The sequence below is a fragment of the Marivivens aquimaris genome (genome assembly GCF_015220045.1).
GTDB classification, from domain to species: Bacteria; Pseudomonadota; Alphaproteobacteria; order Rhodobacterales; family Rhodobacteraceae; genus Marivivens; species Marivivens aquimaris.
In genome coordinates, this window is the sequence record NZ_JADBGB010000001.1 from 908,637 (window position 1) to 933,955 (window position 25,319).

The following is a 25,319-nucleotide window of genomic DNA, read 5'->3' on the forward strand; positions in this document are numbered from 1 at the left end:
GCCCACAGGAGGACAATCATGAACAAACAGACTCAAGCTGACTTCCGCGTCCAATCGCCGTTCAAGGACCGCTACGACAACTTCATCGGTGGCAAGTTCGTCGCCCCCGTCGGCGGCCGCTACATGGACAACATCACGCCGATCACCGGCCATAAGGTGTGCGAAGTCGCCCGTTCGAGCGCTGATGACGTCGAGCTCGCTCTGGACGCCGCACACGCTGCGAAAGACGCATGGGGCAAGACCTCGGCTGCGCATCGTTCGAACATCCTGCTGAAGATCGCTGATCGCATCGAAGACAACATCGACCTTCTCGCCGCTGCCGAAACATGGGACAACGGCAAGCCGATCCGCGAAACCAGCCTTGCCGATATTCCGCTTTCGGTCGACCACTTCCGCTACTTCGCAGGCGTTCTGCGTGGTCAGGAAGGCACCATGAGCGAGATCGACCACGACACCGTGGCCTACCACTTCCACGAGCCGCTGGGCGTTGTCGGCCAGATCATCCCGTGGAACTTCTCGATCCTGATGGCAGCTTGGAAACTGGCTCCGGCACTGGCCGCAGGCAACTGTGTCGTCATGAAGCCGGCAGAGCAGACCCCCGCCGCAATCATGGTTCTGATGGAACTGATCGCCGACCTGCTGCCCGAAGGCGTCCTGAACATCGTCAACGGCCTCGGCGCCGAAACCGGTGATGCGCTGGCCCGCTCGAACCGTATCGCCAAGATCGCCTTCACCGGCTCGACCGCGACCGGCCGCAAGATCATGGAAGCCGCGACCGTCAACCTGATCCCCGTCACGTTGGAGCTTGGCGGCAAGTCCCCGAACATCTTCTTCTCGGACGTCATGGCGCAGGACGACGCGTTCCTCGACAAAGCTGTCGAAGGCTTCGTTCTGTTCGCGTTCAACCAGGGCGAGGTCTGCACCTGCCCGAGCCGCGCGCTCATTCAGGAAGACATCTACGAAGAGTTCATCGCTCGCTGCATCGAGCGCGTGAAGGCCATCAAGCAGGGCGACCCGCGCGAAATGTCGACCATGGTCGGTGCTCAGGCCAGCGCCCAGCAGCACGAAAAGATCATGTCCTACCTGAACATCGGCCGCGAAGAGGGCGCCGAGGTTCTGGTCGGTGGTGACGCTGCTCGTTTCAACGGCGAGCTGTCGGACGGCTACTACATCCAGCCGACCATCCTGAAGGGCCACAACAAGATGCGCGTCTTCCAGGAAGAGATCTTCGGTCCGGTCGTCTCTGTGACCACCTTCAAGGATGAAGAAGAAGCTCTCGCGATTGCCAACGACACGATGTACGGCCTCGGCGCTGGCGTCTGGACCCGTGACGGCACCCGCGCATACCGCTTTGGCCGCGGTGTCGAAGCTGGCCGTGTGTGGGTGAACAACTACCACGCCTATCCGGCACACGCCGCATTCGGTGGTTACAAGCAGTCGGGTATCGGCCGCGAGAACCACAAGATGATGCTCGACCACTACCAGCAGACCAAGAACATGCTGGTCAGCTACAACCCGAACAAGCTGGGCTTCTTCTAAGTCCATCAGTTCGCGGAAAACGGGCGGCGCGGGGAAACCTGCGCCGCTTTGCTTTTGCGCCAAGGGCTACGACCATTGGGCCATCGGAGCGGCGGAAGTCTTTGGCGTACACTCCCACTATCGTATCGCAATGACAGGGGGAGGTCGCGATGACGAAGACCGTAATTCTATCGGCCGTTCTGGCCGCGTTTGTGTCGGCAGGCTATGCCGAGGAAAACGACGAACAAGGCACGCTCAATCCCGACGAGATGAGCCTGAGCCGCCAGCTCCGCAATGCGCAGGAAGGCGAGACGTCGATGACGATCTGCGCGTCGGGATACTTAATGACCAAATCGGGCCAGCACGAGATGGCGCGCGAATTGTTCCTACGCTGTGTGGAGGACGGCTACACGGGCGCGATGACGTGGATGAGCTATCTTGAGGACAACGGGTTCGGTGCGCCGATGGACCCCGACCGCGCGGCTGAATACGACCGCATGGCCGCTGAAGCGGGTGATCCTATCGGAATGTTCAACTACGGCCTCGACATGATGCGTGGACGCGGTGCGCCACTGGACGAAGAAGCCGGGCGTGCCCTGGTCGATCAGGCGGCAGAGCTTGGCTTCGAGGATGCAGAGCGCCTACGTGCGTCGGGCTACGACCTCGACGAGGTCACGCCGGATGCGGACAACTGGAAATATGCGCCGGTTTTCTAGGCTACAAGCTGTGCAGGCTGCCCGTCCAGACGTAGAATGCGGTCCGCTAATCTGCTGGCTTCGTTCGCTGCGTGGGTGACGAGGACCGCAGCAAATCCGTGCTGCGCGTGGAGCCGTTCGACCAGCCCCATCATCTCGTCCGCCGTTGCCGCATCGAGTGAGACAAACGGTTCGTCCATCAACAACAGGTCAGGCTTGGCAGCTACAGCGCGGGCCAGCGCGAGGCGTCTTTGCTGGCCAAGTGACAACTCGTCCGGCAGGGCGCTTCCGCGATCCCCAAGGCCCACGTCCGACAGCGCCTCCTGCGCCTGTGCCTCGTCGCAGCCAGCCAGCAGCGTAATGTTCTGAAGCGCCGTGCGCCACGGTAGCAGGGTCGGCTCTTGCAGGACGATCGCGAGCTTTCCGCCCACGTCGCAAGTGCCTGAATAGTTCTTGTGCAGCCCCGCGATGATCCGCAGGAGTGTGCTTTTCCCGATACCCGATGGCCCGCAAACGGCAACAACTTCGGCCCTTGCGAGGCCGAAGTTGATCGGGCCGAGTACCTGACGGCCGACATAGGATGCCTCCGTCAGGTTCAGCGTGAGTATCGCGTTTGATGTCACCAGAAGACGCCGTCCGGCAGCGTTTCCGCCTTGCCAACCAACTGGTCACCGCCGAGGTCGGCCATGATCTTGAACATCGCAGCGGCGGAGGCTTCATCTACCGGACCTTCGTCCGGAATGCCCGCGCGGAAGCCCGCGATCAGCGCCTCGAACTGCGCGTCCGAGTTGGCGCGCATGATCGGGCGGAGGTCTTCCCATGCGCTGTCGTCGGTCGCCAGAACATCTTTGGCCGCGCGGCTGGCAGCGGCAAAGCTGGCGACGAGGTCGGGGTTCTCTGCGGCGAACTCGCCCGAAACCACGTAGCCCAGCAGCGGGGTGTCGGGATCAAGGCCAAGCGCGGCGCCCGCCTCGGCAACAGTCATCAGCGGGCGCATCCCGGCGGCTTCCATCTTGGCGCCGAAGTGCCAGAAGTTGATCGCCGCATCCAGATCGCCCGACAGCGCGGTTTCAAAGATCAGCGGCGGCGCGCCAAAGACCTGCTCTGTCTCGCCAGCAAGGTCGAAGCCTAGCTCGGACTCAGCGTAAGCGCGCAGGATCAGCCAGCTTTTATCGACCGGACCGCCCGCAATTCCGATCTGCGAGCCTTCGAGGTCGGCGAGCGTCTGGGCGCTGCTATCCTCGGGCACATAGATCGCACCGACGGCGCGGCTGTAGGGGATAAAGACGAAATCGCCGCCGTCCGCACGTTGACGCGCCACCCAGAGCCAATCCGACACGATCATATCGACCTCACCTGCCAGCAGCGCGATCTGGCCCGCAGGTCCGGCGGTGACGTCATGCACGTCGAGCGTGAACCCGTTCTCCTGATCCAGCCCGCGTTCACGGATGGTGGTGAGTTCCCAGTTCACGGTTCCGGTCAACTGGGTCGCGATGCGCAGCGTGGCGTCTTCGGCGTATGTGGCACCGGTGGCGAGTGTCGCGGACAGGACCACTGCGGCCCCCCGCAGATGGCGTGTGAATTTCGACATTGGCAGGCTCCTCCCTGAATGGCTCCATAGTAGACACGGCGGCGGACCGGCATATGCGACCATTGGACGAAAATGCGCCCCGATGTCTACGACCAAAGCCGCAAAAGGGGTGCGGGATTTAGCGCGACGTGCTGCGGATAGCGCGGAACGAGACGCCGAATTCCTGCTTAAACGCGCGGGTGAGGGCGCTCGCGTTCTGGTAGCCGGAGCGGGCGGCGATTTCCTCGACGCTTATGGTGGTGTGCTCGGCCAGTCGCCGCGCCTCCCGCAGCCGGATCGCCTGATAGAGCCGCCGCGGTCCAAATCCATAGGTGTCCGTGCAGGCTTTGGTAAACGCCTTGTCCGTCAGCCCGACCTGACTGGCGATTTCGGGCACGGACAGCGGCGCTTCGATATTGCGGCGCATGATGGCGGTCGCCATGCGGACCTTGCCCGGTCTCGTTCCACTCGGGCGGGCATCAAGGATGGTCGCCTTTTCGCCGTACATAAAGAGCGAGCTGACCTCGAGGCCGAGCATCGGGCCGTGGTGTTCCTCGATCAGGCCGAGCACGAGTTCAAAGGTAGTCGTCACGCCGCCGCAGGACAGGATGTTGCCGTCCTTCACTGTGCGGTTCTCGACAACGTCGACTTCGGGGAATGTCTCGGCAAAAGGCACCAGTTCGTCCCAGTGGATCGTCGCCCGCCGCCCGTCAAGGAGGCCCGCCGAGGCTAGCAGCCAGCTCCCCATATCCATGCCGACCAGCGTGTCATAGCGTTTTGCCGACGCCCGCAACGCACGGCTGCACTGGCCCGTCGCGTGCTGCCTGAAATCGTAGCTGGGCATGATGAACAGATAGTCGCCGCCCGCGTGATCGCTGAGCGATAGCTCCGTCTGCACGGGCAGTCCGCTGGACGAATGGACCGTCCCACCGCCGAGGCTCAGGAACTGCCAGTCGTAGAGCCGCTTGCGCGCAAGGGTATTTGCAGCCCTGAGCGGCTCGACCGCATTGGCGAGGCAGTGGTTGGAGAACGCATCGAAAAGCAGAATGCCGACCGTCCGCGTGGTGTTCGAAGATTTCCAAATCTGCACGAAAATACTCCAATTCCGCACGATGGGCTTCCGAACTTTACGCATTCTCGATCCAAACCGGCAAGGGAGAGGACGATGCATTTCGGTCTGAGTGAAGAGCAGGACATGATCGTGAAGACCGTTCGGTCGTTCGTGGAAAAGGAAATCTATCCGCACGAGACGATGGTCGAGCGCACAGGCCAAGTGCCGCATGAACTGGGCGAGGAGATCAAACAGAAGGTCATCGACCTCGGCTTTTACGCCTGTAATTTCCCCGAAGACGTCGGCGGTGCGGGCCTCTCGCACCTCGATTTTACACTGGTGGAGCGGGAACTTGGGCGCGGCTCGATGGCGCTGACGCACTTCTTTGGACGTCCGCAGAACATCCTCATGGCTTGCGAGGGCGAGCAGCGTGAGAAGTACCTTCTCCCTGCCGTGCGCGGTGAACGGATGGACGCGCTGGCTATGACGGAACCTGATGCCGGTTCGGACGTGCGCGGTATGAAATGCTCGGCCCAGCGGGATGGCGGTGACTGGGTGGTGAACGGGTCAAAGCACTTTATCTCCGGCGCGGAACATGCTGACTTCTTTATCGTTTTCGTCGCGACGGGCGTCGATGAAACGCCGAAGGGTCCGAAGAAACGCATCACCTGTTTCCTCGTCGACCGCGGCACGCCGGGGTTCGAGGTGCGCGACGGCTACGCCTCCGTTTCGCATCGCGGCTACAAGAATTACGTCCTCTATTTCGACAACTGCCGCCTGCCTGACGCTCAGGTTCTGGGCGAGGTCGACGGCGGTTTCGCGGTGATGAACACGTGGCTCTACGCCACTCGCTTGACCGTTGCCGCGTTCTGCGTGGGCCGCGCACGGCGCTGTTTCGACCACGCGCTCAGCTACGCCGCGGAGCGCAAGCAGTTCGGCCAGCAGATCGCGAAGTTCCAAGGCGTCAGCTTCCAGATCGCCGACATGATCACCGAGATCGACGCTGCCGACTGGCTGACCCTGTCGGGCGCGTGGCGTCTGGACGAAGGGCTGGAGGCGAACCGCGAGATCGCCAGCGCCAAGCTCTACGCCTCCGAGATGCTCGCCCGCGTCACTGACGCCACGCTGCAAATCCACGGCGGGATGGGCCTGATGGACGATTTCCCGATCGAACGCTTCTGGCGCGATGCCCGCGTCGAGCGGATCTGGGACGGCACCAGCGAAATCCAGCGGCACATCATCAGCCGCGATCTGTTCCGCCCTCTCGGAGCCTGACATGCGGTCTTTGGACAGATTGATGCGGCCGCAGAGCATCGCGGTCATCGGCGGCGGCGGGTGGTGCGCGAACGTCATCCGCGAGTGCGAGAAGATCGGCTTTGCAGGCGACATCTGGGCCGTTCACCCGACGCGCAGCGAAGTCGCGGGGATCAAAGCTTATGCCAGCATCGCCGACCTGCCGTCCGCGCCCGATGCCGCGTTCATCGGCGTGAACCGCGATGCGACGGTCGGCATCGTCGAGCAACTCTCCAAGGCCGGCGCTGGCGGGGCGGTGTGCTTCGCCTCGGGCTTTCGCGAGGCTTCGGCAGAGCTGGAGGACGGCAATAGCCTTCAGGACAGCTTGGTCGCGGCGGCGGGCGACATGCCGATCCTTGGGCCGAACTGCTACGGCTTCGTCAACGCGCTCGACGGCGCGGCGCTCTGGCCGGATGTGCACGGCGCGGTGCCCTGCGCAACCGGCGTGGCCTTCATCGGTCAGTCGTCCAACGTGGCAATCAACATTTCCATGCAGACGCGTGGGTTGCCGCTGGCCTATGTCGTCACCTGCGGAAACCAAGCGCAGATCGGCATGGCCGAGATTGGCGAGGCGCTGCTCTCCGATCCTCGCGTCACCGCGCTGGGTCTGCATATCGAGGGCGTGAACGACCTGCGGGCCTACGAACAGCTGGCCCGTACTGCAACGAGGCTGGGCAAGCCGGTCGTTGTGATGAAGGTCGGCGCGTCGGATCAAGCGCAACTGGCAACCGTTTCGCACACCGCTTCGCTCGCAGGCAGCGATGCCGGAGCGCGGGCGTTGATGCGCCGTCTGGGCTTCGCACTGGCGGACGATCCTGCGTCCTTCGTTGAGACGCTGAAGGTGCTGCACGTCACGGGCGGGCTGCCGTCGAACCGCATTCTGTCGATGTCCTGTTCGGGCGGCGAGGCGTCGCTGATGGCGGACCTCGGGCAGAGCCTCGGCGTGGAATATCCGCCGCTCGGCCAAGCGCAAAAGGACGCCCTCCGCGCTGCGCTCGGGCCGAAGGTCGCGCTCGCGAACCCGCTCGATTACCACACCTACATTTGGGGCGATGAGGCCGCGCTGACGGCCTGTTTCTCGGCTGGTATGGCGGGCGGCGATCTGGCGCTGGGGTGCGTGGTGCTTGATTTTCCTAGGCAGGACAGGTTCGACGCGCCCGATTGGGCCAAGGTCGTCGAGGCAGTGATTGCCACGCGCGAAACGTCGGGCCGCCCGATGGCGCTGCTTGGTTCTTTTGCCGAAGGGATGCCGGAAGCGGTGTCCGAGCGGCTGATCCAGAACGGCGTGGTCCCGCTGAACGGCATGTCTGATGGCCTCAAAGCCATCGCCGCCGCCGCGCAGGTACGCCCGATGACGGCCGAGCCGCTGCTGTTGCCGAACGGAGCCGCAGGCGAGGGCGAGACGCTGGACGAAAGCACCGCCAAGGCGATGCTAACGGAACACGGCCTCCGCATCCCGCACTCCAAGCGGACCATGACCGCCGAGGCCGCCGCCGAAGCCGCTGACGTCATCGGCTATCCGGTAGTGCTCAAAGGCATGGGCTTCGCGCACAAGACCGAAGCGGGCGCGGTGCGCATCAACCTGACCTCTGCCGCCGACGTCAGAGCCGCTGCCGAGGCGGTTCCCAGTAACGACTACCTCGTCGAGGAAATGGTCACCGGCGCGGTGGCCGAGCTGTTGGTCGGCGTGCTGTGTGACCCTGTGCACGGCTTCGTGCTGACCATCGGGGCGGGAGGGGTGATGACCGAAATCCTGCAGGATACGGTCTCGCTCCTCCTGCCATCGACCAGGGAAGACATCGCCGAGGCGCTGACCCGACTACGGTGCTATCCGCTGCTCACAGGCTATCGCGGCAAACCGGCAGCCGACATCGGCGCGATTGTCGACGCAGTCATCGCCGTGCAAAGCTTCGTCACAGCGCATCAGGACCGCGTTCAGGAAATCGAAATCAATCCGCTGCTATGCTGCCGTGACAAGGCCATCGCGGTGGACGCACTTATCCGCATGGGAGGACCCCAATGACCCATTCGCCGCTCAAAGTCACCCGCCACGGCGCAGTTCTGGAGGTCGTTCTGGACCGCCCCAAGGCCAACGCCATCGACCTCGCCACCAGCCGTCTGATGGGCGAGGCGTTCACCGAATTCCGCGATGACGACAGCCTGCGCGTGGCGATCATCACCGGCGCGGGCGAGAAGTTCTTTTGCCCCGGTTGGGACCTGAAAGCTGCCGCGGACGGCGATGCGGTGGACGGCGACTACGGTGTCGGCGGCTTCGGCGGTTTGCAGGAACTGCGCGGCCTCAACAAACCCGTCATCGCTGCAGTCAACGGTATCGCCTGCGGTGGCGGGTTGGAGCTGGCGCTGAGCGCGGACCTGATCCTCGCCGCCGATCACGCGACCTTTGCGCTGCCTGAGATCAAGTCGGGTACCGTGGCGGACGCGGCCTCGATCAAACTGCCGAAACGTATCCCATACCATGTCGCGATGGACCTGCTGCTGACGGGGCGGTGGTTCGATGCGGAGGAGGCCGCGCACTGGGGTCTCGTGAGCCGCATCGTACCCGCTGCCGACCTGATGGCCGAGGCGCACAAGCTTGCTTCGCAGCTGGCGGACGGGCCGCCGCTCGTCTTCGCCGCGATCAAAGAGATCGTGCGCGAGGCGGAGGATATGAAGTTCCAGGACGCGATGAACCGGATCACCAAAAGCCAGTTCGCGACGGTGGAGAAACTCTACCGCTCCGAGGACCAGTTGGAGGGTGCAAAGGCGTTCGCGGAAAAGCGCGATCCGGTGTGGAAGGGGCGGTAACTCAGGCCGCCGCCTTTAGCCAGTCCACGAACAGCTTTGCGTCCTGAGACGGCGAGGCGGTCGTGGACACGTAATACGCCGTGCCGAGGTCGAGCGCCCCGTCCGGCCACTCTTGCAGACTGCCGTCGTTCACCGCGCGCTCCGTGATTGATCGCCAACCGAGCATCAGCCCGCGCCCGTCGATCACCGCCTGCATTGCCTGCACGTAGTTGTTGAAACTCTGCCCGCCGGAGCGGGGGCGGGTGATGCCTCGCGCGGTCAGATAATCCTCCCATCCCGCCCAGTGCTGGTTGTGGGGGCTGCGCACATGGATCAGCGGCGCGGCGTCCAAGTTCGTGTCTTCGGCCAGCAGTCGCGCGATCAGGTCAGGGGCGCCAACGGGGCAGACAACCTCGGCAAACAATTTCTCCGATCGGCCCTCCCGCCAGCCCCCTGTGCCATAGCGCAGCGCCACGTCGACACCGGGCACGAGGACGGGCAGGTCGGTGGCGGGGGCCTGTACGTTGACTGTGATGTCGGGGTGGTCTTCGTAGAACCCCGAGAGGCGCGGCATCAGCCAGTAGGTCGCAACCCCGAGCGTGCAGGCGACCGTGATCTGCCGCTCGGCATTGGCCTGCATCGCGCGGATGTCTTCCAGCGTCGCTGAAATCCGGCCTAGCCCTTCGCGCACCGCGCGGGCGAGCAGTTCGCCTTCTTCGGTCAGGCGCGAGGGGCGGACGCTGCGGTCGATCAATGTAACCCCGACATGATCTTCGAGCTGCTTGATCGCTTGGCTCACGGCGGGCTGGGTCACATTCAGCCGCGCCGCCGCATCCCGCATGGAGCCATAGCGGGACAGCGCTTCGAACGTGGAAAGCAGGCGCAGGGGCGGGAAGGTGTTCATCGGCTGATATCATAAGCAATCGGTTAACTTAGCATCACACCAATCGCGCTATTGTTCAAGCCGTTCCCGTGGGACGGTCGGGCCAAGCGAACACCTTTTTCAGGGCCAAAGAAATGAACGAACTCAGCAGCACCATGATCGCGCCGCATGTCACCGAACTCGCAGAGAAAGGTCTGCACATCACACTTTCGGACGGCATTTCGTATTACTTCAACTACTACTGGCTCCGCGATAATTGCCCGACGTCGTTCAGCCCGATCACCCGCGAGCGGAGCTTTGACATCTTCCACCTCGAGGACTCGCCTTGCGCCAGAACCGCCGAAGTCGAAGGGGACGCGCTGGTCATCGCATGGGAGGACGAGGATCACGTCACCCGCATGCCGCTCGACTGGCTGGTTACTTATGCTGGCGGAAACAGCCGTAATGATCCTGCGGATCTGACCCGCGTCGCGTGGTACAGTGACCACTATCCGACCGTTCCGCGGTTTTCGCAGCCTGATCTGGTGGCCGATAAGGACCAGCGCGCCGCTTGGATCAAGGCGATGCTGGTTCACGGCTTCACCATCGTCACCGACATGCCCGACAGCGACGAGGGGCTGACCCAGACGGCGGAACTGATGGGCTTTGTCCGCCCGACGTTCTTCGGCACCTATTTCGATGTGCGCACCCACATCAACCCGACCAATACGGCCTACACGTCGGCGGCGCTGGAGCTGCACACAGACACCCCCGCCGAAGAATTCGCGCCCGGTATCCAGTTCCTCCACTGCCGCGCGAATACGGTGCAGGGCGGTCAGAGCCTCTATGCCGACGGCGTGGCGGTTGCGAATGACTTCCGCGAGCGTGATCCGGAGGGCTTCAAACTGCTGTCCGAAATCTCCATCCCGTTCTTCTGCGAGCACGACACCTATGACGCCCGCTCGCGCCAGACGGTGATTGAACTGGATCAGCACGGCGAAGTCTCCGGCCTCACGATCAGTCAGCACATGGCGGATATCTTCGACCTCGATCAGGAGTTGCTCGACGACTATTACCCAGCGTTCTGCCGCTTCGGGCGGATGCTTCAGGAGGACAAATACATGATGCGGTTCCTGATGAAGGGCGGCGAGTGTATGGTGTTCGACAACCACCGCATCGTCCACGGCCGCGCGGCTTACTCGGCCACCAGCGGCGACCGCTACCTGCGCGGTTGCTACGTGGACCGCGGAGAGATGCGCTCGACCTACCGTGCGCTCGTCAGCGAAGGAAGGTTCAAGGCATGAACGCACCCGTCACTACGCAGGACACCATAGCGGACCTGCGCCGCGATCTCGCGGACGCGTTCCGCATCACCCATTCGCTCGGCTGGAGCGAAAGTGTCGGCAACCACTTCAGCGCGGCTGTCTCGGCTGACGGGAACGAGTTTCTGCTGAACGCCAAATGGCAGCACTTCGCGACGATCAAACCAGATGACCTGCTGCTCCTCGATAGCCGCGATCAGGACGTGCTGGACCGCCCCGACGCGCCGGATGCCTCGGCGTGGTGCGTTCACGGCACGCTGCATCGCAAGCTGCCCGACGCCCGCGTGATCCTGCACGCTCATTCGCCATATGCGACCGCGCTGGCCTGCCTAAAAGATCCGACCGTTGTGCCGATCGACAACAACACCGCGCGGTTCTACGGGCGCACGGCCTACGATCTGTCCTTCGGCGGCATTGCCGACGCGGCAGAGGAGGGCGAGCGCATCGCGGAGAGCATGGGCGACAAGTCCGTGCTTGTCATGGGCAACCACGGTGTGACCATCGTAGGCGAGACCGTCGCGGACGCGTTCGAGGACCTCTATTTCTTTGAGAAGGCCGCTCAGACCATCATCCTCGCGCGCTCCTCGGGTCAGCCGCTCGCGGTGCTGTCGGATGCCGTGGCGCAGAATACGGCGGACGGCTGGAAGCCCTATCGCGGCATGGCAGCCAAGCACTTCGCTTATCTACGGAGCGTGCACGGACTCGGCTAAGACCAATTTCGTAGCCGTTTGACCGACGGTTTCCTCTGATCTGTGCGTTAGACCTGCGAACCGATCAGAGGATTACCTTATGACTTTACCCATCCGCGCCGCACTGCTGGCAAGCTGCTTTGCCGCGTCCGCGCTGCCGAGCTTTGCCCAGGACGCCCAGTCCATTTCAGTGGCCGACGACGGCGTCGTGACCATCACCGGCATTCCGCAGCCGGGGCAGGGGCTGACCATTCCCGAAAATTGCTCCACCGCCGACAGTGCGGTCGTCTGTCTGGCCGAGGAATTCATCGCCTCGCTGGACGAGGACCAGGCTGCAGAAGCCGTGCTAGAACTCACCGAAGAAAACTCGACGGCGTGGTCGAACCTGCCGTGCGGATCAAACTGCCGCGTCGGGATCGAGCTGTCGGAACTGACCGACGCGCAGAAAGAACTCGCGCTAACCCTCGTGATGGCGGCTGCCGGTACGGGCGAAAATAGCGGCTTCGACGAGATCACCCAGATCCTGATGGCCGACGACATCCTGACCCTTGCGCAGCAAGAGGGCCTGTCGTCTCCGATGGGTGGTGGCGGCGCGCCGGACGGTATGGAGCCGCCCGAGGGCATGGACGACATGGGCCCGCCTGACGGTGGGCCTGATGGCGGGCCCGGCGGTGGTGGCGGCCTCGCCTATTCGAGTGATAGCTACTTCATCGCGATCCTCGGTGATCCTGCTGGCGACGCGCCGTGGCAGCTGCAATTCGGCGGTCACCACCTTGGCGTGCTGCACACTTACGAAGGCGGCACTGAAATCGCGGCCACGCCGAACTTCATCGGGATCGAGCCGAAGGTCTGGGTGCAGGATGGCGAAACATACGCGCCGCTCACCGACGATCGCGACGCGATGACGGCGATGCTGGCAGCCCTGTCCGAGGATGAACTGGCGAGCGCCAAGCTGGATGCCACCTTCTCTGACGTGCTGCTTGGACCGGGTCAGGACGGGCAATTCCCCGAAGAAAAGCCGGGCCTCTCCGTTGCCGATCTGAGTGAGGACCAGCAAGCGCTGGTGCTGGCCGCGATTGAAGCGTGGGTCGGTGACACCGCTGCCAGCTCCGCCGAGGTGATCATGGACCAGTACGAAGCCGATCTGGGCGAGACCTACATCTCTTATTCGGGCAACCCGACGCTGGACCATCACGCCGACTATGTCCGTATCGACGGTCCGGGCGTGTGGATCGAATTCGTTTGCCAGAACGGCGTCATCTTTGGTGACCAGATCCACTACCACACGATCTGGCGCGACCACATAAATGACTACGGCGCGGTGTACGAGTTCTAAGATGAAGACGTTTTCTATAGTCACTCTGGCCGCGCTTCTGGGCGCGACCGCTGCCGCCGCCCATCCGGTGCCGGACAGCACAATAACCATGTCGGTCGCGGACCACGCGATCACGGCAGAGGTCACCATTCCGCTGTCTGAACTGAACCTCGTCTATCCGCTAGAAAGCGCGGACCTCACCGCACAGGCGGACGGCATTGCTGCCTATCTGACCGAGCACACGCAGGTGACGTCCGTCGACGGCACATGGGATGTCAGCTTCAGCGACATCACTTCGGGCGAGAGCGATGCGGACGATCACGGGCATTATTCGATGCTGACGGCGCAGATGCTATTGGTCCCGCCGACCGAACTGACCGACTTTACGCTCGATTATGATGCGGTCGTCGGCGAAGTGCTTACCCACGGCGTCGAAGTGTCGTGGGCCGATGCGGATGTGCTGATCGGTGAAATCGAAGCCGACGCCAAAACCGGAGTGGTCGCACCGCTTCAGGTCGAACTTCCTTAACGACTTTCGGCGGCGGGCCGGACCTGCCGCCGACGTTTCAGGCGGCAAAGGGTAGGGCTGATTGCCTCCCCGACGTCGGCCGACTGGCGAACGATTCCTGACCTAGGGTCAACGTTCGCGCCAATCCTCTCCCTGATTTTTGAAAATTTCTTGCTTGGGAAGCCCTCGCAAGTGTGAAAACCATTTTCCAAAGAGCGCAATTTTCCGCAAAAACATTGAGAAATCTTGATCGGGTATACCCGACTATCCCTTCGCGCCGCGAAAATAGAAGAAAATAATTTACAAAAATTGGACCCATGCTAGCGTTTAGGAAGCACTTGAATCGCAGGGGTTTTGTCGGAAGAGGAGTTCGGCGTCGCTGCTAATTCTCGTGCTTGAGCGGCTCGCGAAGGCGGGTCAATTCAAGGGAGAGGAAAATGTTTTACAAGCCTAAGAACTCAGTGGCGAAATCGATCAGCCGCCGTAAGTTTCTGGAGTTGGGTGGTGCCGGTGCGACCATGCTGGGGACTGGCTCCCTCGCCGTCGGCATGAACTCTGTCATCAATGTGAACCGTGTTCAGGCTGCATCGTCCGAAGAGGCGAAGTGGCAGCAGTATGCCGGCTCGAAGCTCACCTTCCTGTCGGAAAACACGCCGCCGTCTTTCGCGATCCGCGACAACATCAAGGCGTTCTACGATCTCACCGGTATCGAAGTCGAAATTCTGACCGACGACCTTCCGGTTGTTCAGCAGAAATGCGGTATCGACCTGCGTTCGGGCAAGTCGGACTACGTTCTGAACTACGTTCAGGACAAGCCGATCGGCGCACCGTTTGCTGACTTCTATGTCGACCTGACCAAGATGTTCGGCGACGACACCCTGCCGCAGGACCCCGAAGGTTACGGCGACGGTGCTTGGTTCGAAAACTTCCTGTCGGCTTGTGGCCGTTTCTACTCGGAAGACAAGATCATCGCGCTGCCGTATGACGCCGCAATCGCGACCACCTTCTACCGTCAGGACCTCTTCGAGAAGTACACCAAGGACTTCGAAGCAGAGTACGGCTATCGCCTCGAGTACACCGCCGACTCGACCTGGAAGAACGTTCTCGACATCGCGACCTTCTTCAAGACGCTCAAGGAAAACGGCGCTGACGTACCGTACGGCTACGCACAGCACCAAGGCAGCTTCGCTTGGACGACGCAGCTCGACATCCAGCGTATGATGTTCGCACACGGCCGCTGGCTGGACTTCGACATCGACGACAAGCTGGGTTCGAAAACTCCGGGCGCGACCAACTGGGGCGACGACCAGTCGATCCTCATGCTCGAGAAGTTCAAGGCTCTGGCCGACGTATCGCACCCCGACAACCTCGCGAACGGTACGCTCGAACTCAACACCGTCTACCAGTCGGGCAACATCGCGATGCAGGTCCAGTACCACGAATTCGCAGCCTCGGTCGAAGACGAGAACACCTCGGTCGCAGCAGGGGGCCGCACCGCCTATGCACCGTGTCCGAAGGGCGATCCGGAATGGATCCTCAACGGCGGCGAAGCCGTCAACGGTACCAACTGCGGTATCGGCGGCATCGGCATCAACGCGAACGCGTCCGAAGACGTCCAGCGCGCAGCCTACCTCTTCGCGATCTGGTCGACCTCGCAGAACATCCAGTACGACGTTCTCAAGGGCCTCGGCGGTACGCCGACCCGTAAGTCGGTTCTGGATATTCCGGAAGTGCAGGCAGCCCAGCAGCGTCCGAGCGCAATGCCGAACGCACTGACCTTCGACGCGGTTTACAACTACGGCATCAAGGACCCGAACTTCGTTCTCGGCCCGAAGATCCCGGAAGCCAACGAGTACCACTCGATCATCGCGTCCGAGACCCAGCGTATGCTGTCGGGCGACATGAGCCCGGCGGAAACCGCTGCAACGCTCAAGGAGCAGCTCGACTACCTCAACGACGCTTGAGGTTAAGAGCGGACGGTCCGGCACTGCGCCGGACCGTCACACTCCCTGACTTTTCCGAAAGACCACGTGCCGCACCACAGCGGACATCGAAGGAGCGATCGCGTAATGACCGACGCCACAAACTTTACCTCATCGCCGCAGGACGCAGCCGCCAAGCTGTTCCGCGCGCGTGCACACTCCGCGGAGGTCGAAGCCCGTCCTCTGGCAGAGATCACGAGCAGGCCGCAGCGGTTCAACCCGCCCATGCCCAAGCGGTATTACTTTTACCTGATGGCACCGGCGATCGCCATTCTGGCCTTCATCTCGCTCTACCCATTCTTCTGGCTCGTCATCATGTCATTTCAGGACGTGGATATCGGCGGCGGCGAATGGGTCGGCTTCAAGAACTACACCAAACTCTTCTCCGACAGCCGCTTCATCGAGGGCTGGATCCTGCTGGCGAAGTACAGCGTTCTCTGCCTCGGACTTCAGGTCACCATCGGTGTTCTGCTCGCCGTCGTGGTGAACAGTTCGAAGTATGAAAAGTACCTCGTCACCGCGCTTCTGATGCCGATGATGATGGCGCCCGCAGTGGCCGGTCTGCTGTGGCTGTTCCTCTACAACGGCACCTTCGGCTGGTATCACTGGATCCTTCAGAGCCTTGGCATCCTCGACAGCGCGTCGATCCTCGCCAGCTCGAGCACCGCGATGTATGCCATTGTTCTCGTTGACGTTTGGCAGTGGACGCCGCTCATCACGATCATCGCTCTGGCCGGTCTGAAGCGCGTCCCGCGCGACCAGCTCGAAGCGAATATGGTGGATGGTGCATCGCCGCTCCGCAACTTCTTTGCGATCACGTTGCCCAACCTCTATCCCGTGTTGTTGATCGCTGTCCTTCTGCGCTTCATGGACAACTTCCGCTTCATTGACTCCGCCCTTGTTCTGACCGGTGGTGGACCTGGCGGCGCGACGAAGATCCTCCCGATCTACCTGTTCGAAGTTGCATTCAAATTCTTCAAGCTCGGACGTGGCGCCGCAATCGCCCTGACCCTGCTGATCATGACTATCATCCTCGGCAAGCTGCTTGTCCGCGTGTTCGAGAAACCCCAAGGCGGAAAGGGCTGAACCTATGGCATCGCAAGACGTCGTCTCATACGAAACCCCGCTTTCCAAAGCTTTGCGGGTACTGGCAGGGATCTTTGTCGCCCTCTATCTGGTCTGGACCCTACTGCCGTTCTTCATCATGTTCGTCTCGTCCTTCAAGGACCTGCTCGAAGCCTTCAAGCTGCCGGAAATCGGTGACTGGTCGGGTGTCTCGGTCTTCTTCGACTTCACCCCGACGTTCAAACACTACAAGACGCTGTTCACCGAAAACAGCTTCGGCACCTACATCATGAACAGCCTTCTGGCTGCGGGTGGTTCGGCGGTAATTTCGGTGATCTTCGGCTCGCTGGCGGCCTATAGCCTCAGCCGGGTGGACTTTCGCGGTAAGCAGGATCTGTTCTTCTGGATCATCTCGACCCGTATGGCGCCTGTCGTCGCGGTGATGGTCCCGCTCTACTCGATCTTCCGCAGCCTCGACCTCGTCGGTACGCTGCCGGGTCTGATCCTTGCCTACACCACCTTCAACCTGCCGTTCGCGATCTGGATCCTCAAAGGCTTCTTCGACAACGTGCCCTTCGCGATCGAAGAAGCACAGATGGTCGATGGCTCGACCCGCTTCCAAGCGTTCCGCTCGATCCTGCCGCTGGTTGCTCCCGGTATCGGTGCCTTCGTGGTCCTGTGTATCCTGTTCGCTTGGAACGACTTCCTGTTCGCCGCGATCATCGGTTCGGGCGGTGCAAAGACGCTCCCCGTCGCGACCCGCGAACTGGTGCAGCCCCAGAACATCCAATGGGGTTCGATCATGGCCGCAGGCGTCGTGACCACCGCTCCGATGATGCTGCTGGGCCTTGTGATCCGCAAATACCTCGTCACCGGCCTCACCATGGGTGCTGTCAAAGAATGAACCGTGCCGCGCGGGGCGGAGGAGCCCTGCGCCACCAACTCACTGAATTTCGGAGGAACTCGATATGGCGACTGTAAGCATTCGCAATGTCTGGAAATACTACGGCGAAACGCCGGCTGTAAAAGACCTGAACATCACCTGCCCGGACGGCAGCTTTGTATCCATCCTCGGCCCGTCGGGCTGCGGCAAATCCTCGACCATGCGGATGCTCGCAGGTCTGGAGCACATCAGCGCGGGCGACGTTTTCTTCGACGATCAGCGCGTGAACGATCTGGCTCCGAAGGACCGCGACGTTGCGATGGTGTTCGAGAACTACGCGCTCTATCCGCATAAGTCGGTCTACGAGAACATCGCCAACCCGCTGCGTCTGCGTAACGCCAGCGAGGACACCATCAAGCAGCGCGTCAAAGGTGCTGCGGACCTTCTGGAAATCTCGCACCTGCTGGACCGCCGTCCGCACGAACTGTCGGGTGGTCAGAAGCAGCGTGTCGCCATCGGCCGCGCCATCGTCCGTGAACCCAAGCTGTTCCTGTTCGACGAACCGATTGCCCACCTCGACGCCAAGCTGCGCGCCCACATGCGCGGCGAGATCAAGCACCTCCAGCGCACGCTGGGCACCACGATGATCTACGTGACCCACGACCAGCTCGAAGCGCTTTCGATGGCCGACTACATCGCGGTCATGCACGACGGTGAGCTCCAGCAGTGGGGCACCCCGTCGGAGATCTTCAACCATCCCGTCAACGCGTGGGTCGCGGGCTTCGTCGGCGAACCGGCGATGAACTTCCTGACTTGCGACATCCAGGGCCGCGGCGATGATGTTCTGCTCAAGCACCAGAACTTCGAAATCCCGCTTCTGGACAATCAGGTGGGCCGTCTGAACGGTGCTGCCTCGGGCGGTGTTGCCCGTATGGGCGTGCGTCCCGACGCACTGTCGATCAGCATGACCAAGCCGGACGAGGCCGCAATGAACGGCAAGATCTTCGTCAACGAACTGCTCGGCGGCGACATGCTCGTGGACGTCCAGCTCGACGATTGCCGTATCCGCGTGAAGACCACGCCGGAGTTTGTCGGCAAGCCCGGTGACAACTGCTTCCTGACGGTGAACCGCGACAAGTGGCACGTCTTCGATAGCGGCGACGGTCACGCATACTTCTAAGGACGACGGTAGTGATGACGGATCAATCCCTTTCCTATGACGAGGCGATCGACGCCTTCATCGCGACCAACGTGCCTCAAGAGGGCAATGCCGGCGTCGTGGCCGCATACCGCGCCGTTCAGGCAATGCCCTACTACTCGGGTCCCGACCGTACGCCGCAGGCAGCTTTGCGTGACGGTCGGGGCGCATGTACCGCCAAGCATCTTCTTCTTCGGGATGTGCTGAGGCGGATGGGGCAGGTGGCCGATGTGGAGATCGTCGAAGGCGACTTCGCATCGGGCATCCCGCTTCACGGCTCCATGCCGGACGAACTTCAAGACATCATCCGCGATGCGGATGTGACGGACTTCCACTGCCGCGTGCGGCTGGAAGGACCGAACGGGCCGCAGAACCTTGATGCGACGTGGCCTTTGTACCTCGCTGCCTACGGCTTTCCGGTGGAGGACCAGTGGGACGGGCAGGGGGATACGCGACAGGCGATCGCCAAGGTGATCCCGCAGCCGCTTGTCGACGATGTGTTGTGTGGAAAAGCGCGGTTGCTGAAAGGGCTCGAGGAGGCCCGCATCGACCGCCGCGCGCGATTTTTGGCGCTTCTTTCGAACTGGCTCAACGGGCTCGTCCCACCAAGCCAATAAGCAGACGACAGGGAGGAGGACATCGTGTCGGGAGCAGGAAAAGTCTTTGTCGGTATCGATGCCGGCACCACGGGCTGCACGGTCATGGTCTTTGACGAAAAAGGCGACGCCATCGGCCATGGCTATCATGAATACAACTGTTCGTCGCCCCAACCGGGCTGGATCGAACAGGACCTCGACGAGGTCTGGAGCGGCATCTGCGCCGCCAGTAAACAAGCGGTCGCCAAAGCAGGCGTTCCCGCAGAGGCCTACCATTCGGTCGGTCTGTCGAGCCAGCGCGGCACCTTCGGTATGCTCGATGCGAACCGCCGCCCGCTGATGAACTCGCTAGTGTGGAACTGCGGTCGTGCGCTGAAAAGCGTCGAGGCGATCTCTGCCGAATTCGGTGCCGAAGAGCACCAAGCCCACACCGGCATGCAGATCAGCCCGCTGTGGTCGGCGGCCAAGATCATCTGGCTGCGGGAAAACCGCCCCGATCTGTTCGACGCGACCGCGTGGTTCGTCAACGGTCAGGAATACTTCCTCTGGCGCATGGGCGCCGATGACTGGGCGACCGATCCGGCCTCGCTGACGCTGAACGGCATGATGGACATCGCCAAGCTCGATTGGTCCGACCGTATCCTCGACATCTGCGGCATTGGCCGCGACCGCCTGCCGCCGGTCGGCGCGCCTGCCGCAATGGTCGGCCGTCTGTCCAAAGCCGCAGCCCACGAAACGGGGCTGCCCGCGGGCATCATCCTGTGCCGCGGCGCGGGTGACCAGCAGTGCGCCGCTATCGGCGCGGGCGTCATCAAGCAGGGTATGGCCGAATTCACCGTCGGCACTTCGGGCGTCATGGTAGCGCACCTCGACAGCGTTGATCGCATTCAGGGCGACAAGCTCTGGTGGGGTGGTCACGGTGTGCCGGGTGCATGGGACATCGAGGGCGGCGCGTTCAGCCTCGGCGCAAGCCTGCGCTGGTGGCGTGACCATCTGGGCCGCAACGAAACCGATGCCTCGCTCCAGACGGGCCGCAGCCCCTATGCGATCATGGTCGACGAAGCGCACCGCTCCAAGCCTGGTGCGAACGGCGCGATGTTCCACAGCTTCATGGCCAGCCAGGTCACGCCGTACTACGACGCGGTCGCACGCGGCGGCTTCTTCGGCCTCGGCCTCTATCACGAACGTCACGACCTCATCCGCGCGCTGCTCGAAGGTTGCGCGCACGAGATGAAGATGGTCTTCGACAGCTTCCAGTCGGACATCAAGGGCGGCATCACCGATTTCCGTCTGACCGGCGGTGGCACCAAGTCCGACGGCTTTGTCCAGGTCATGACCGACATCATCGGCCAGCCGTCCACGGTCACCAAGGAACGCGAATGCACCGCACTTGGCGCTGCGATCCTCGGCGCCTACGGCTCCGGCGCGTTCTCGTCGATCGAGGAAGCGGTGGAGAACATGGTGCAGGTCGAAAGCACCTTCGAGCCGACCATCCGTCTGGGTGAACTCTATGGCGAGCAACACGCGATCTATCGCGGCACTTACGAGGCCATTTCGCAGAGCGCGCAATACGCGGCTCTGAGCGAATTCTCGGCCAAATATCAGTAATACGGAACAGGAGAGAACAAGATGGGTATTCCCGGTATTCGCGGCATGGAACACGTCGGCATCACGGTTCCCGACATCAACGAAGCCTGCGATTTCTTCACCCGCATCCTCGGCGCGGAAGTGCTGTTCACCGCAGCGACAGACTTCCGTGCGGAAGACGACTGGATGCACCGCCACCTGCGCGTCCACCCGCGCGCCGAGATCAAGGAATTCCGCTATGTGCGCCTTGGCAACGGCACCAACCTCGAAGTGTTCGAATACACCTCGCCCGACCAGAAGACCGATGGACCGTTGAAGAACAGCGACATCGGTGGTCACCACATGGCGTTCTACGTCGATGACATCGACGCCGCGATTGCCTTCCTGCGCAGCGAAGGCGTCGAGGTTCTGGGCGAGCCGACACACTACACCGAAGGTCCGAACCTCGGTCTGTCGTGGTGCTATTTCCTTGCGCCGTGGGGGCTTCAGCTCGAAGTCGTCTCTGCGCCCAAGGGCACCGTTTTCGATAACGAAGCCAAGGCTGCAGGGAACCGCCGCCTCTTCGATCCGTCGCGTCCGGCTGAAACGCTGATCTGACGGCCCGCGCCACAGCGCGCGGACTTACTCCAAAACTGAAAGGATGAACCAATGCCTTTGGTTTCGATGGGCCCGCTTTTGCGGCGGGCCCGTGCGGACGGCTACGGCGTCGCCGCATATAACATGATCGATTTCAACTCCGCCCGTGCCATCGTCAACGGCGCGACGGACATGAACGCGCCGGTGATCATTCAGGTGTCGGTCAAGACGGTCAAACACTGGGGCTACCGCCATCTGGCGAACTGGGTCTGGATGCTGGCCAACGATGCGCCCGTGCCCGTGGCGCTCCACCTTGACCACTGCACCGACATTGACGTGATCAAACGCTGCATCGACGCGGGCTGGACCAGCGTGATGTTCGACGGCTCGTCGTTACCGTTCGAAGAAAACCTCGCCAAGTCCAAGGCCGTTTATGCCCTGACCGAGTCTGCGAAGATCGGCCTTGAGGCTGAAATCGGCGCCATCGGCGGGGTAGAGGACGACAAGGTCGTCAACGATGACGCGGCGCGCCTGGCGGACTTCGACGAGTGCCTGAAATTCGTGGCCGAGATGCCGAACCTCGCAGCCTTCGCGCCTGCCATCGGCACGGCGCACGGGTTCTATCGCGGTGAAGCCAAGATCGCGTATGACCTGCTGGAGCGGATCACCAACGCCATCGACATCCCGATTGCGTTGCATGGCGGGACGGGCCTCACCGATGATCAGTTCCACCGCTGCATCGGCCTCGGCTGCGGTAAGGTGAACATCTCCACCATGCACAAGCGGCTCTTCATCGAAGGGTTCACCAACCTCAAAGCCGAAAAGCCGACCCTCGCCGAGCCGCTGCCGTTCCTGATGGCGCAGGAAGAAGCGATGAAGGCCGACGTTCGTTCGAACATCAAGACCTTCGGGTCGGCGGGCCGTGCGTGGGAGGTGAGCGATGTCGCGTGAGATGCAGGCGCTCATCTTCGATTGCGACGGGGTTCTCGTCGACACCGAACGTGATGGCCACCGCGAGGCGTTCAACCACGCCTTCGCGGATCACGAGCTGAACACCGTCTGGTCGGTAGAGCGCTACGGCGAACTGCTGACCACGGGCGGCGGCAAGGAGCGGATGCGTCGCCACTTTGACGAGACAGGCTGGCCCGTTCCCGAAAGCCAGCGCGACCAACTGATCGCGAGCCTGCACCGCGCCAAGACCGCTTACTTCATGGAGTTGATCGCAAGCGGCAAGCTCCCTCTTCGTCCCGGTGTGCAGCGAATGGTCGACGCCGCGTTGGACGCGGGTCTCAAAGTCGCCGTCTGTTCGACGTCCAACGAGCGCGCGGTCGAAACGGTTGTCCGCGTTATGCTGGGCGAGGACCGTGCCGACAAGATCGCGATCTTCGCGGGCGATGTCGTCGCCAGAAAGAAACCCGATCCGGCGATCTACACGCTGGCAGCGACGACGCTCGGCCTCGACCCTGCAGCCTGCGTGGTGGTCGAAGACAGCCACATCGGCCTCAACGCCGCCAAGTCCGCCGGAATGCGCTGCATCGTCACCAAGTCTACCTACACGGAAGACGAAGACTTCACCGGTGCGGATCGGATCGTCTCGGACCTCGACGCGGGAATCGACCTCGCGCTTTGCCAATCACTCACCCAATCGGAGGAAGCCACATGCCACTGACCGTCGTTGCCCGGCTCAAAGCCAAGGCCGGAATGGAAGAAACCCTGAAGGCGGTCCTGTCGGGCCTCCTTGCGCCGACCCGCGCCGAAAACGGCTGCATTTTCTACGATATGCACGCCTCGGACGACGAGAAGGGTCTGTTCATGTTCACCGAGGAGTGGGAAAGCCGCGAACGCTGGCAGGACCATATGAACTCGCCGCACCTGCAAGCCTTCGAAGCGCAGCAATCCGAGCTTTGTGAAAGCTGGACGCTGTTCACCGGTCAGAGGGTCTGAGCCATGAAAATCAAATTCTACGCTCACGCCAGCTTCCGGCTCGAAGGCGACGGTCTCGCACTCATTACCGATCCGTTCAACTGCGAACTGTCGAAATTCGACCCGATTAACGAGCCTGCGGATATCGTGCTGATGTCATCAGACACCGACGATTTCCACTCTGATCCGAGCCACATCCTCGGCAATCCCGAGGTCGTCAACACACTCGCCATTCCGCAGGGCGGGCAGGATGTCAAAGGCATCCATGTGGACTCGTTCCCTGCGACCGAAAGCCTGACCTTCGACTATCAGACCGAATACGGCCGCGATCCCGATGCCAACGCGCTCTACCGCTTCAAGATCGGCGGGCTGACGTTCCTGCATATGGGCGACATTGGCACGGCGGTGCCGGATGGTCACCTTGATGCGCTCAAAGGGACGGTGGATGTAATCCTTGCGCTGACCGGTGATCACGCAACGATCCCGCTGCCCGATCTGGACCGCGCGATCGAAATCATCGGCCCGAAGGCCGTCATTCCGATGCACTATTTCAGTGAAAAAGGCGTGCTCGCCATCGAGCCCGTCGAAAGCTTCCTCGCCCGTGTGCCGGAAGACACCGTTACCCGCGTCGGCGGGTCCGAATTGGAGCTGACACCCGAGATGCTGCCTGATAGCGGCGCGCCCCGCGTGTTTGTCTTCGAGCAGTCGCGATAATCTCCCGCTGCTATCGCGACAGTAACTGCCCTCGCCGTCATCGGCGGGGGCTTTTTGTATGGGGCAGGGACGTCAGACGTCCTTGCCGAAGTGCTGGTAGTAATCGGTGAGCGCCGTGGCGGTGTTTTGCAGCTTGGCGGAACCGTCGAAATCGTCACCGAACAGCAGGCCGATATAGAGCAGGTCGATCAGGTAGATCTGGCTGATGCGGCCTTCGAGAAAGTCCCCGTAAAGCGGCACGGACGGCGTGTCGGACGTCCACGTTGCCAGATTGATCTCAGCCGCACGGGCCACAGCGGACGCAGGGTCAGAGGTCATCGCGATGGTCGTCGCACCCTTTTCCCCCGCCAGTTTCAGCGCGCTCGCGACGCCCATGGTGGTGCCGGTGTGCGAGATGCCGATCATCACGTCTTCGGGGCCGAGGTTGGCCGCCAGAACCACCTGTGTGTAGTGGTCGTTGCACGCCGTGGCATCAAGCCCGGCTTTCATGAACAGGTGCGCGGCCTCGTCACAGATCGCCGCACCGCCGCCTACGCCGACTAGCACGATACGGCGGGCTTTCTTCAGTGCGATGATACACTGGTCGATCTTGGACGAATCCAGCATCCGCTGGGTGCCTTGCAGCGCCGTGGCGAGCAGGTTTGCCAGCTTGGCCGAGGTGCCGATCAGCGTGTCGGTCTGTTCGATCTCTGCCGGGATGTTGGAGTAACGGGAGCGGGAGACCGCGCCCTCTGCCAGTGACAGCTTCAGATCGGGAAAGCCCGAATAGCCCAGCGCGCGGCTCACGCGGCTGATAGTGGCCTCGGAGATACCGAGCGTCTGCGCGAGCTCGGTGATGGACAGGCTCAGGCGCGTGCCTGCGTGCTCTCGCAGGTAGTCCGCAACGATCCGCTCCGACTTCCGGAGGTTCTGGTACCGCTCCTGGATTCGCTGAACGAGGTCAGACTCAAGGGCGGGTTGCGGTGTCATTTCGGGCATGAATTTCCTCCATCAGTAGAGCGAGGATATCGCCGAAATCCGCATTCGGTAAGAAGTTTTCAAACTTTTTTCACGGCGCATTCGGGTGGTTTCCCTCTCTTCCAGACGCGCAACGGTTTGAATCTAAAAGAACAACCTTCAGGCCTGCCCATCGAAGCTTGAAAATAACTTCCAAAAAATCGCACCGAGACCGCATTCTTGCAAAAAATT

25 protein-coding genes are annotated in these 25,319 nt (G+C 62.0%); 20 read left to right on the top strand and 5 right to left on the bottom strand.

Annotated elements, in window-relative coordinates; translation table 11 throughout:
• Nucleotides 1-18 precede the first annotated feature (18 nt).
• Nucleotides 19-1,539, top strand: a complete 1,521-nt coding sequence (gene adh, locus IF204_RS04605) for an aldehyde dehydrogenase (RefSeq protein WP_194095041.1) — start codon at nt 19-21, stop codon at nt 1,537-1,539.
• A gap of 149 nt (nt 1,540-1,688) precedes the next feature.
• On the top strand, nt 1,689-2,234 hold the full coding sequence (locus IF204_RS04610; protein ID WP_194095043.1) for a tetratricopeptide repeat protein: 546 nt from the start codon (nt 1,689-1,691) through the stop codon (nt 2,232-2,234).
• On the opposite strand, the gene IF204_RS04615 is transcribed toward IF204_RS04610, so the two are convergent.
• The 3 genes from IF204_RS04615 to IF204_RS04625 all read right to left on the bottom strand — a co-directional run bounded on the left by IF204_RS04615 (nt 2,231) and on the right by IF204_RS04625 (nt 4,873).
• Nucleotides 2,231-2,836 (bottom strand): ABC transporter ATP-binding protein, encoded by a 606-nt coding sequence (locus IF204_RS04615; RefSeq protein WP_322743258.1) that lies wholly within the window; start codon nt 2,834-2,836, stop codon nt 2,231-2,233. The two genes, IF204_RS04610 and IF204_RS04615, sit on opposite strands and share 4 nt — an antisense overlap.
• Nucleotides 2,833-3,804: an ABC transporter substrate-binding protein gene (locus IF204_RS04620; RefSeq protein WP_194095045.1), complete on the bottom strand. Its 972-nt coding sequence runs from the start codon at nt 3,802-3,804 to the stop codon at nt 2,833-2,835. Before IF204_RS04620 ends, IF204_RS04615 begins: the two co-directional genes overlap by 4 nt.
• 118 nt (nt 3,805-3,922) lie before the next feature.
• Complete coding sequence (locus IF204_RS04625) at nt 3,923-4,873, bottom strand: GlxA family transcriptional regulator (protein WP_322743259.1); 951 nt, start codon at nt 4,871-4,873, stop codon at nt 3,923-3,925.
• A 75-nt stretch (nt 4,874-4,948) separates the two neighbouring features.
• Between IF204_RS04625 and IF204_RS04630 the strand changes: the two genes are divergently transcribed.
• Genes IF204_RS04630 through IF204_RS04640 form a run of 3 tightly spaced genes read left to right on the top strand, consistent with a single transcriptional unit; the run spans nt 4,949 to nt 8,932 of the window.
• A complete protein-coding gene (locus IF204_RS04630) occupies nt 4,949-6,109 on the top strand; it encodes an acyl-CoA dehydrogenase family protein (protein ID WP_194095049.1) in 1,161 nt (386 codons plus the stop codon).
• A gap of 1 nt (nt 6,110) precedes the next feature.
• Nucleotides 6,111-8,150 (top strand): acetate--CoA ligase family protein, encoded by a 2,040-nt coding sequence (locus IF204_RS04635; RefSeq protein ID WP_194095051.1) that lies wholly within the window; start codon nt 6,111-6,113, stop codon nt 8,148-8,150.
• Entirely contained in the window at nt 8,147-8,932 is a 786-nt protein-coding gene (locus IF204_RS04640) for a carnitinyl-CoA dehydratase (RefSeq protein ID WP_194095053.1), read from the top strand. Before IF204_RS04635 ends, IF204_RS04640 begins: the two co-directional genes overlap by 4 nt.
• Before the next feature lies 1 nt (nt 8,933).
• On the opposite strand, the gene IF204_RS04645 is transcribed toward IF204_RS04640, so the two are convergent.
• On the bottom strand, nt 8,934-9,815 hold the full coding sequence (locus IF204_RS04645; protein ID WP_194095054.1) for a LysR substrate-binding domain-containing protein: 882 nt from the start codon (nt 9,813-9,815) through the stop codon (nt 8,934-8,936).
• A 113-nt stretch (nt 9,816-9,928) separates the two neighbouring features.
• Here IF204_RS04645 and IF204_RS04650 point away from each other — a divergent pair, with 113 nt between their 5' ends.
• The 15 genes from IF204_RS04650 (at nt 9,929) to IF204_RS04720 (ending at nt 24,131) form a co-directional block, all read left to right on the top strand.
• A complete protein-coding gene (locus IF204_RS04650) occupies nt 9,929-11,077 on the top strand; it encodes a TauD/TfdA family dioxygenase (RefSeq protein ID WP_194095056.1) in 1,149 nt (382 codons plus the stop codon).
• Nucleotides 11,074-11,805, top strand: coding sequence for a class II aldolase/adducin family protein (locus IF204_RS04655; protein ID WP_194095058.1), 732 nt, complete (start codon nt 11,074-11,076; stop codon nt 11,803-11,805). Before IF204_RS04650 ends, IF204_RS04655 begins: the two co-directional genes overlap by 4 nt.
• 79 nt (nt 11,806-11,884) lie before the next feature.
• The gene (locus tag IF204_RS04660; protein WP_194095060.1) at nt 11,885-13,120 is read left to right on the top strand and encodes a DUF3500 domain-containing protein; all 1,236 of its coding nucleotides are present in this window, start codon (nt 11,885-11,887) and stop codon (nt 13,118-13,120) included.
• A 1-nt stretch (nt 13,121) separates the two neighbouring features.
• A complete protein-coding gene (locus IF204_RS04665; protein ID WP_194095062.1) occupies nt 13,122-13,628 on the top strand; it encodes a hypothetical protein in 507 nt (168 codons plus the stop codon).
• A gap of 416 nt (nt 13,629-14,044) precedes the next feature.
• Complete coding sequence (locus tag IF204_RS04670) at nt 14,045-15,571, top strand: extracellular solute-binding protein (RefSeq protein WP_194095064.1); 1,527 nt, start codon at nt 14,045-14,047, stop codon at nt 15,569-15,571.
• Nucleotides 15,572-15,676: 105 nt separating this feature from the next.
• Nucleotides 15,677-16,675 carry a carbohydrate ABC transporter permease gene (locus IF204_RS04675; protein ID WP_194095066.1) on the top strand — a complete coding sequence of 333 codons (999 nt, stop codon included), beginning with the start codon at nt 15,677-15,679 and terminating at the stop codon, nt 16,673-16,675.
• Between the two features lie 4 nt (nt 16,676-16,679).
• A complete protein-coding gene (locus IF204_RS04680; RefSeq protein ID WP_194095068.1) occupies nt 16,680-17,558 on the top strand; it encodes a carbohydrate ABC transporter permease in 879 nt (292 codons plus the stop codon).
• Between the two features lie 64 nt (nt 17,559-17,622).
• Nucleotides 17,623-18,717: an ABC transporter ATP-binding protein gene (locus IF204_RS04685; protein WP_194095070.1), complete on the top strand. Its 1,095-nt coding sequence runs from the start codon at nt 17,623-17,625 to the stop codon at nt 18,715-18,717.
• A gap of 14 nt (nt 18,718-18,731) precedes the next feature.
• A complete protein-coding gene (locus IF204_RS04690) occupies nt 18,732-19,352 on the top strand; it encodes a hypothetical protein (RefSeq protein ID WP_194095072.1) in 621 nt (206 codons plus the stop codon).
• 24 nt (nt 19,353-19,376) lie between these two features.
• Nucleotides 19,377-20,939, top strand: a complete 1,563-nt coding sequence (locus IF204_RS20250; protein WP_194095073.1) for an FGGY-family carbohydrate kinase — start codon at nt 19,377-19,379, stop codon at nt 20,937-20,939.
• A gap of 21 nt (nt 20,940-20,960) precedes the next feature.
• Nucleotides 20,961-21,515 (top strand): VOC family protein, encoded by a 555-nt coding sequence (locus IF204_RS04700; protein WP_194095075.1) that lies wholly within the window; start codon nt 20,961-20,963, stop codon nt 21,513-21,515.
• A gap of 51 nt (nt 21,516-21,566) precedes the next feature.
• Nucleotides 21,567-22,445 carry a class II fructose-bisphosphate aldolase gene (locus IF204_RS04705; RefSeq protein ID WP_194095077.1) on the top strand — a complete coding sequence of 293 codons (879 nt, stop codon included), beginning with the start codon at nt 21,567-21,569 and terminating at the stop codon, nt 22,443-22,445.
• Entirely contained in the window at nt 22,435-23,163 is a 729-nt protein-coding gene (locus tag IF204_RS04710; protein WP_194095079.1) for an HAD family hydrolase, read from the top strand. The genes IF204_RS04705 and IF204_RS04710 overlap by 11 nt, the downstream gene beginning before the upstream one ends.
• A complete protein-coding gene (locus tag IF204_RS04715) occupies nt 23,154-23,438 on the top strand; it encodes a putative quinol monooxygenase (protein WP_194095081.1) in 285 nt (94 codons plus the stop codon). The genes IF204_RS04710 and IF204_RS04715 overlap by 10 nt, the downstream gene beginning before the upstream one ends.
• A gap of 3 nt (nt 23,439-23,441) precedes the next feature.
• Nucleotides 23,442-24,131, top strand: a complete 690-nt coding sequence (locus IF204_RS04720; RefSeq protein WP_194095083.1) for an MBL fold metallo-hydrolase — start codon at nt 23,442-23,444, stop codon at nt 24,129-24,131.
• A 72-nt stretch (nt 24,132-24,203) separates the two neighbouring features.
• On the opposite strand, the gene IF204_RS04725 is transcribed toward IF204_RS04720, so the two are convergent.
• Nucleotides 24,204-25,109 (bottom strand): MurR/RpiR family transcriptional regulator, encoded by a 906-nt coding sequence (locus IF204_RS04725; protein ID WP_194095085.1) that lies wholly within the window; start codon nt 25,107-25,109, stop codon nt 24,204-24,206.
• Nucleotides 25,110-25,319 lie beyond the last annotated feature (210 nt).

Bases quoted from the DNA above. Each gene is read 5' to 3' on its own strand.
- IF204_RS04675 (WP_194095066.1), top strand. From the start codon at position 15,677: ATGACCGACGCCACAAACTTTACCTCATCGCCGCAGGACGCAGCCGCC.
- IF204_RS04685 (WP_194095070.1), top strand. From the start codon at position 17,623: ATGGCGACTGTAAGCATTCGCAATGTCTGGAAATACTACGGCGAAACG.
- IF204_RS04670 (WP_194095064.1), top strand. From the start codon at position 14,045: ATGTTTTACAAGCCTAAGAACTCAGTGGCGAAATCGATCAGCCGCCGT.
- IF204_RS04640 (WP_194095053.1), top strand. From the start codon at position 8,147: ATGACCCATTCGCCGCTCAAAGTCACCCGCCACGGCGCAGTTCTGGAG.
- IF204_RS04660 (WP_194095060.1), top strand. From the start codon at position 11,885: ATGACTTTACCCATCCGCGCCGCACTGCTGGCAAGCTGCTTTGCCGCG.
- IF204_RS04690 (WP_194095072.1), top strand. From the start codon at position 18,732: ATGACGGATCAATCCCTTTCCTATGACGAGGCGATCGACGCCTTCATC.
- IF204_RS04610 (WP_194095043.1), top strand. From the start codon at position 1,689: ATGACGAAGACCGTAATTCTATCGGCCGTTCTGGCCGCGTTTGTGTCG.
- IF204_RS04665 (WP_194095062.1), top strand. From the start codon at position 13,122: ATGAAGACGTTTTCTATAGTCACTCTGGCCGCGCTTCTGGGCGCGACC.
- IF204_RS04710 (WP_194095079.1), top strand. From the start codon at position 22,435: ATGTCGCGTGAGATGCAGGCGCTCATCTTCGATTGCGACGGGGTTCTC.
- IF204_RS04620 (WP_194095045.1), bottom strand. From the start codon at position 3,804: ATGTCGAAATTCACACGCCATCTGCGGGGGGCCGCAGTGGTCCTGTCC.
- IF204_RS04635 (WP_194095051.1), top strand. From the start codon at position 6,111: ATGCGGTCTTTGGACAGATTGATGCGGCCGCAGAGCATCGCGGTCATC.
- IF204_RS04725 (WP_194095085.1), bottom strand. From the start codon at position 25,109: ATGCCCGAAATGACACCGCAACCCGCCCTTGAGTCTGACCTCGTTCAG.
- IF204_RS04715 (WP_194095081.1), top strand. From the start codon at position 23,154: ATGCCACTGACCGTCGTTGCCCGGCTCAAAGCCAAGGCCGGAATGGAA.
- IF204_RS04655 (WP_194095058.1), top strand. From the start codon at position 11,074: ATGAACGCACCCGTCACTACGCAGGACACCATAGCGGACCTGCGCCGC.
- IF204_RS04630 (WP_194095049.1), top strand. From the start codon at position 4,949: ATGCATTTCGGTCTGAGTGAAGAGCAGGACATGATCGTGAAGACCGTT.
- adh (WP_194095041.1), top strand. From the start codon at position 19: ATGAACAAACAGACTCAAGCTGACTTCCGCGTCCAATCGCCGTTCAAG.
- IF204_RS04680 (WP_194095068.1), top strand. From the start codon at position 16,680: ATGGCATCGCAAGACGTCGTCTCATACGAAACCCCGCTTTCCAAAGCT.
- IF204_RS04650 (WP_194095056.1), top strand. From the start codon at position 9,929: ATGAACGAACTCAGCAGCACCATGATCGCGCCGCATGTCACCGAACTC.
- IF204_RS04720 (WP_194095083.1), top strand. From the start codon at position 23,442: ATGAAAATCAAATTCTACGCTCACGCCAGCTTCCGGCTCGAAGGCGAC.
- IF204_RS04645 (WP_194095054.1), bottom strand. From the start codon at position 9,815: ATGAACACCTTCCCGCCCCTGCGCCTGCTTTCCACGTTCGAAGCGCTG.
- IF204_RS04700 (WP_194095075.1), top strand. From the start codon at position 20,961: ATGGGTATTCCCGGTATTCGCGGCATGGAACACGTCGGCATCACGGTT.
- IF204_RS04705 (WP_194095077.1), top strand. From the start codon at position 21,567: ATGCCTTTGGTTTCGATGGGCCCGCTTTTGCGGCGGGCCCGTGCGGAC.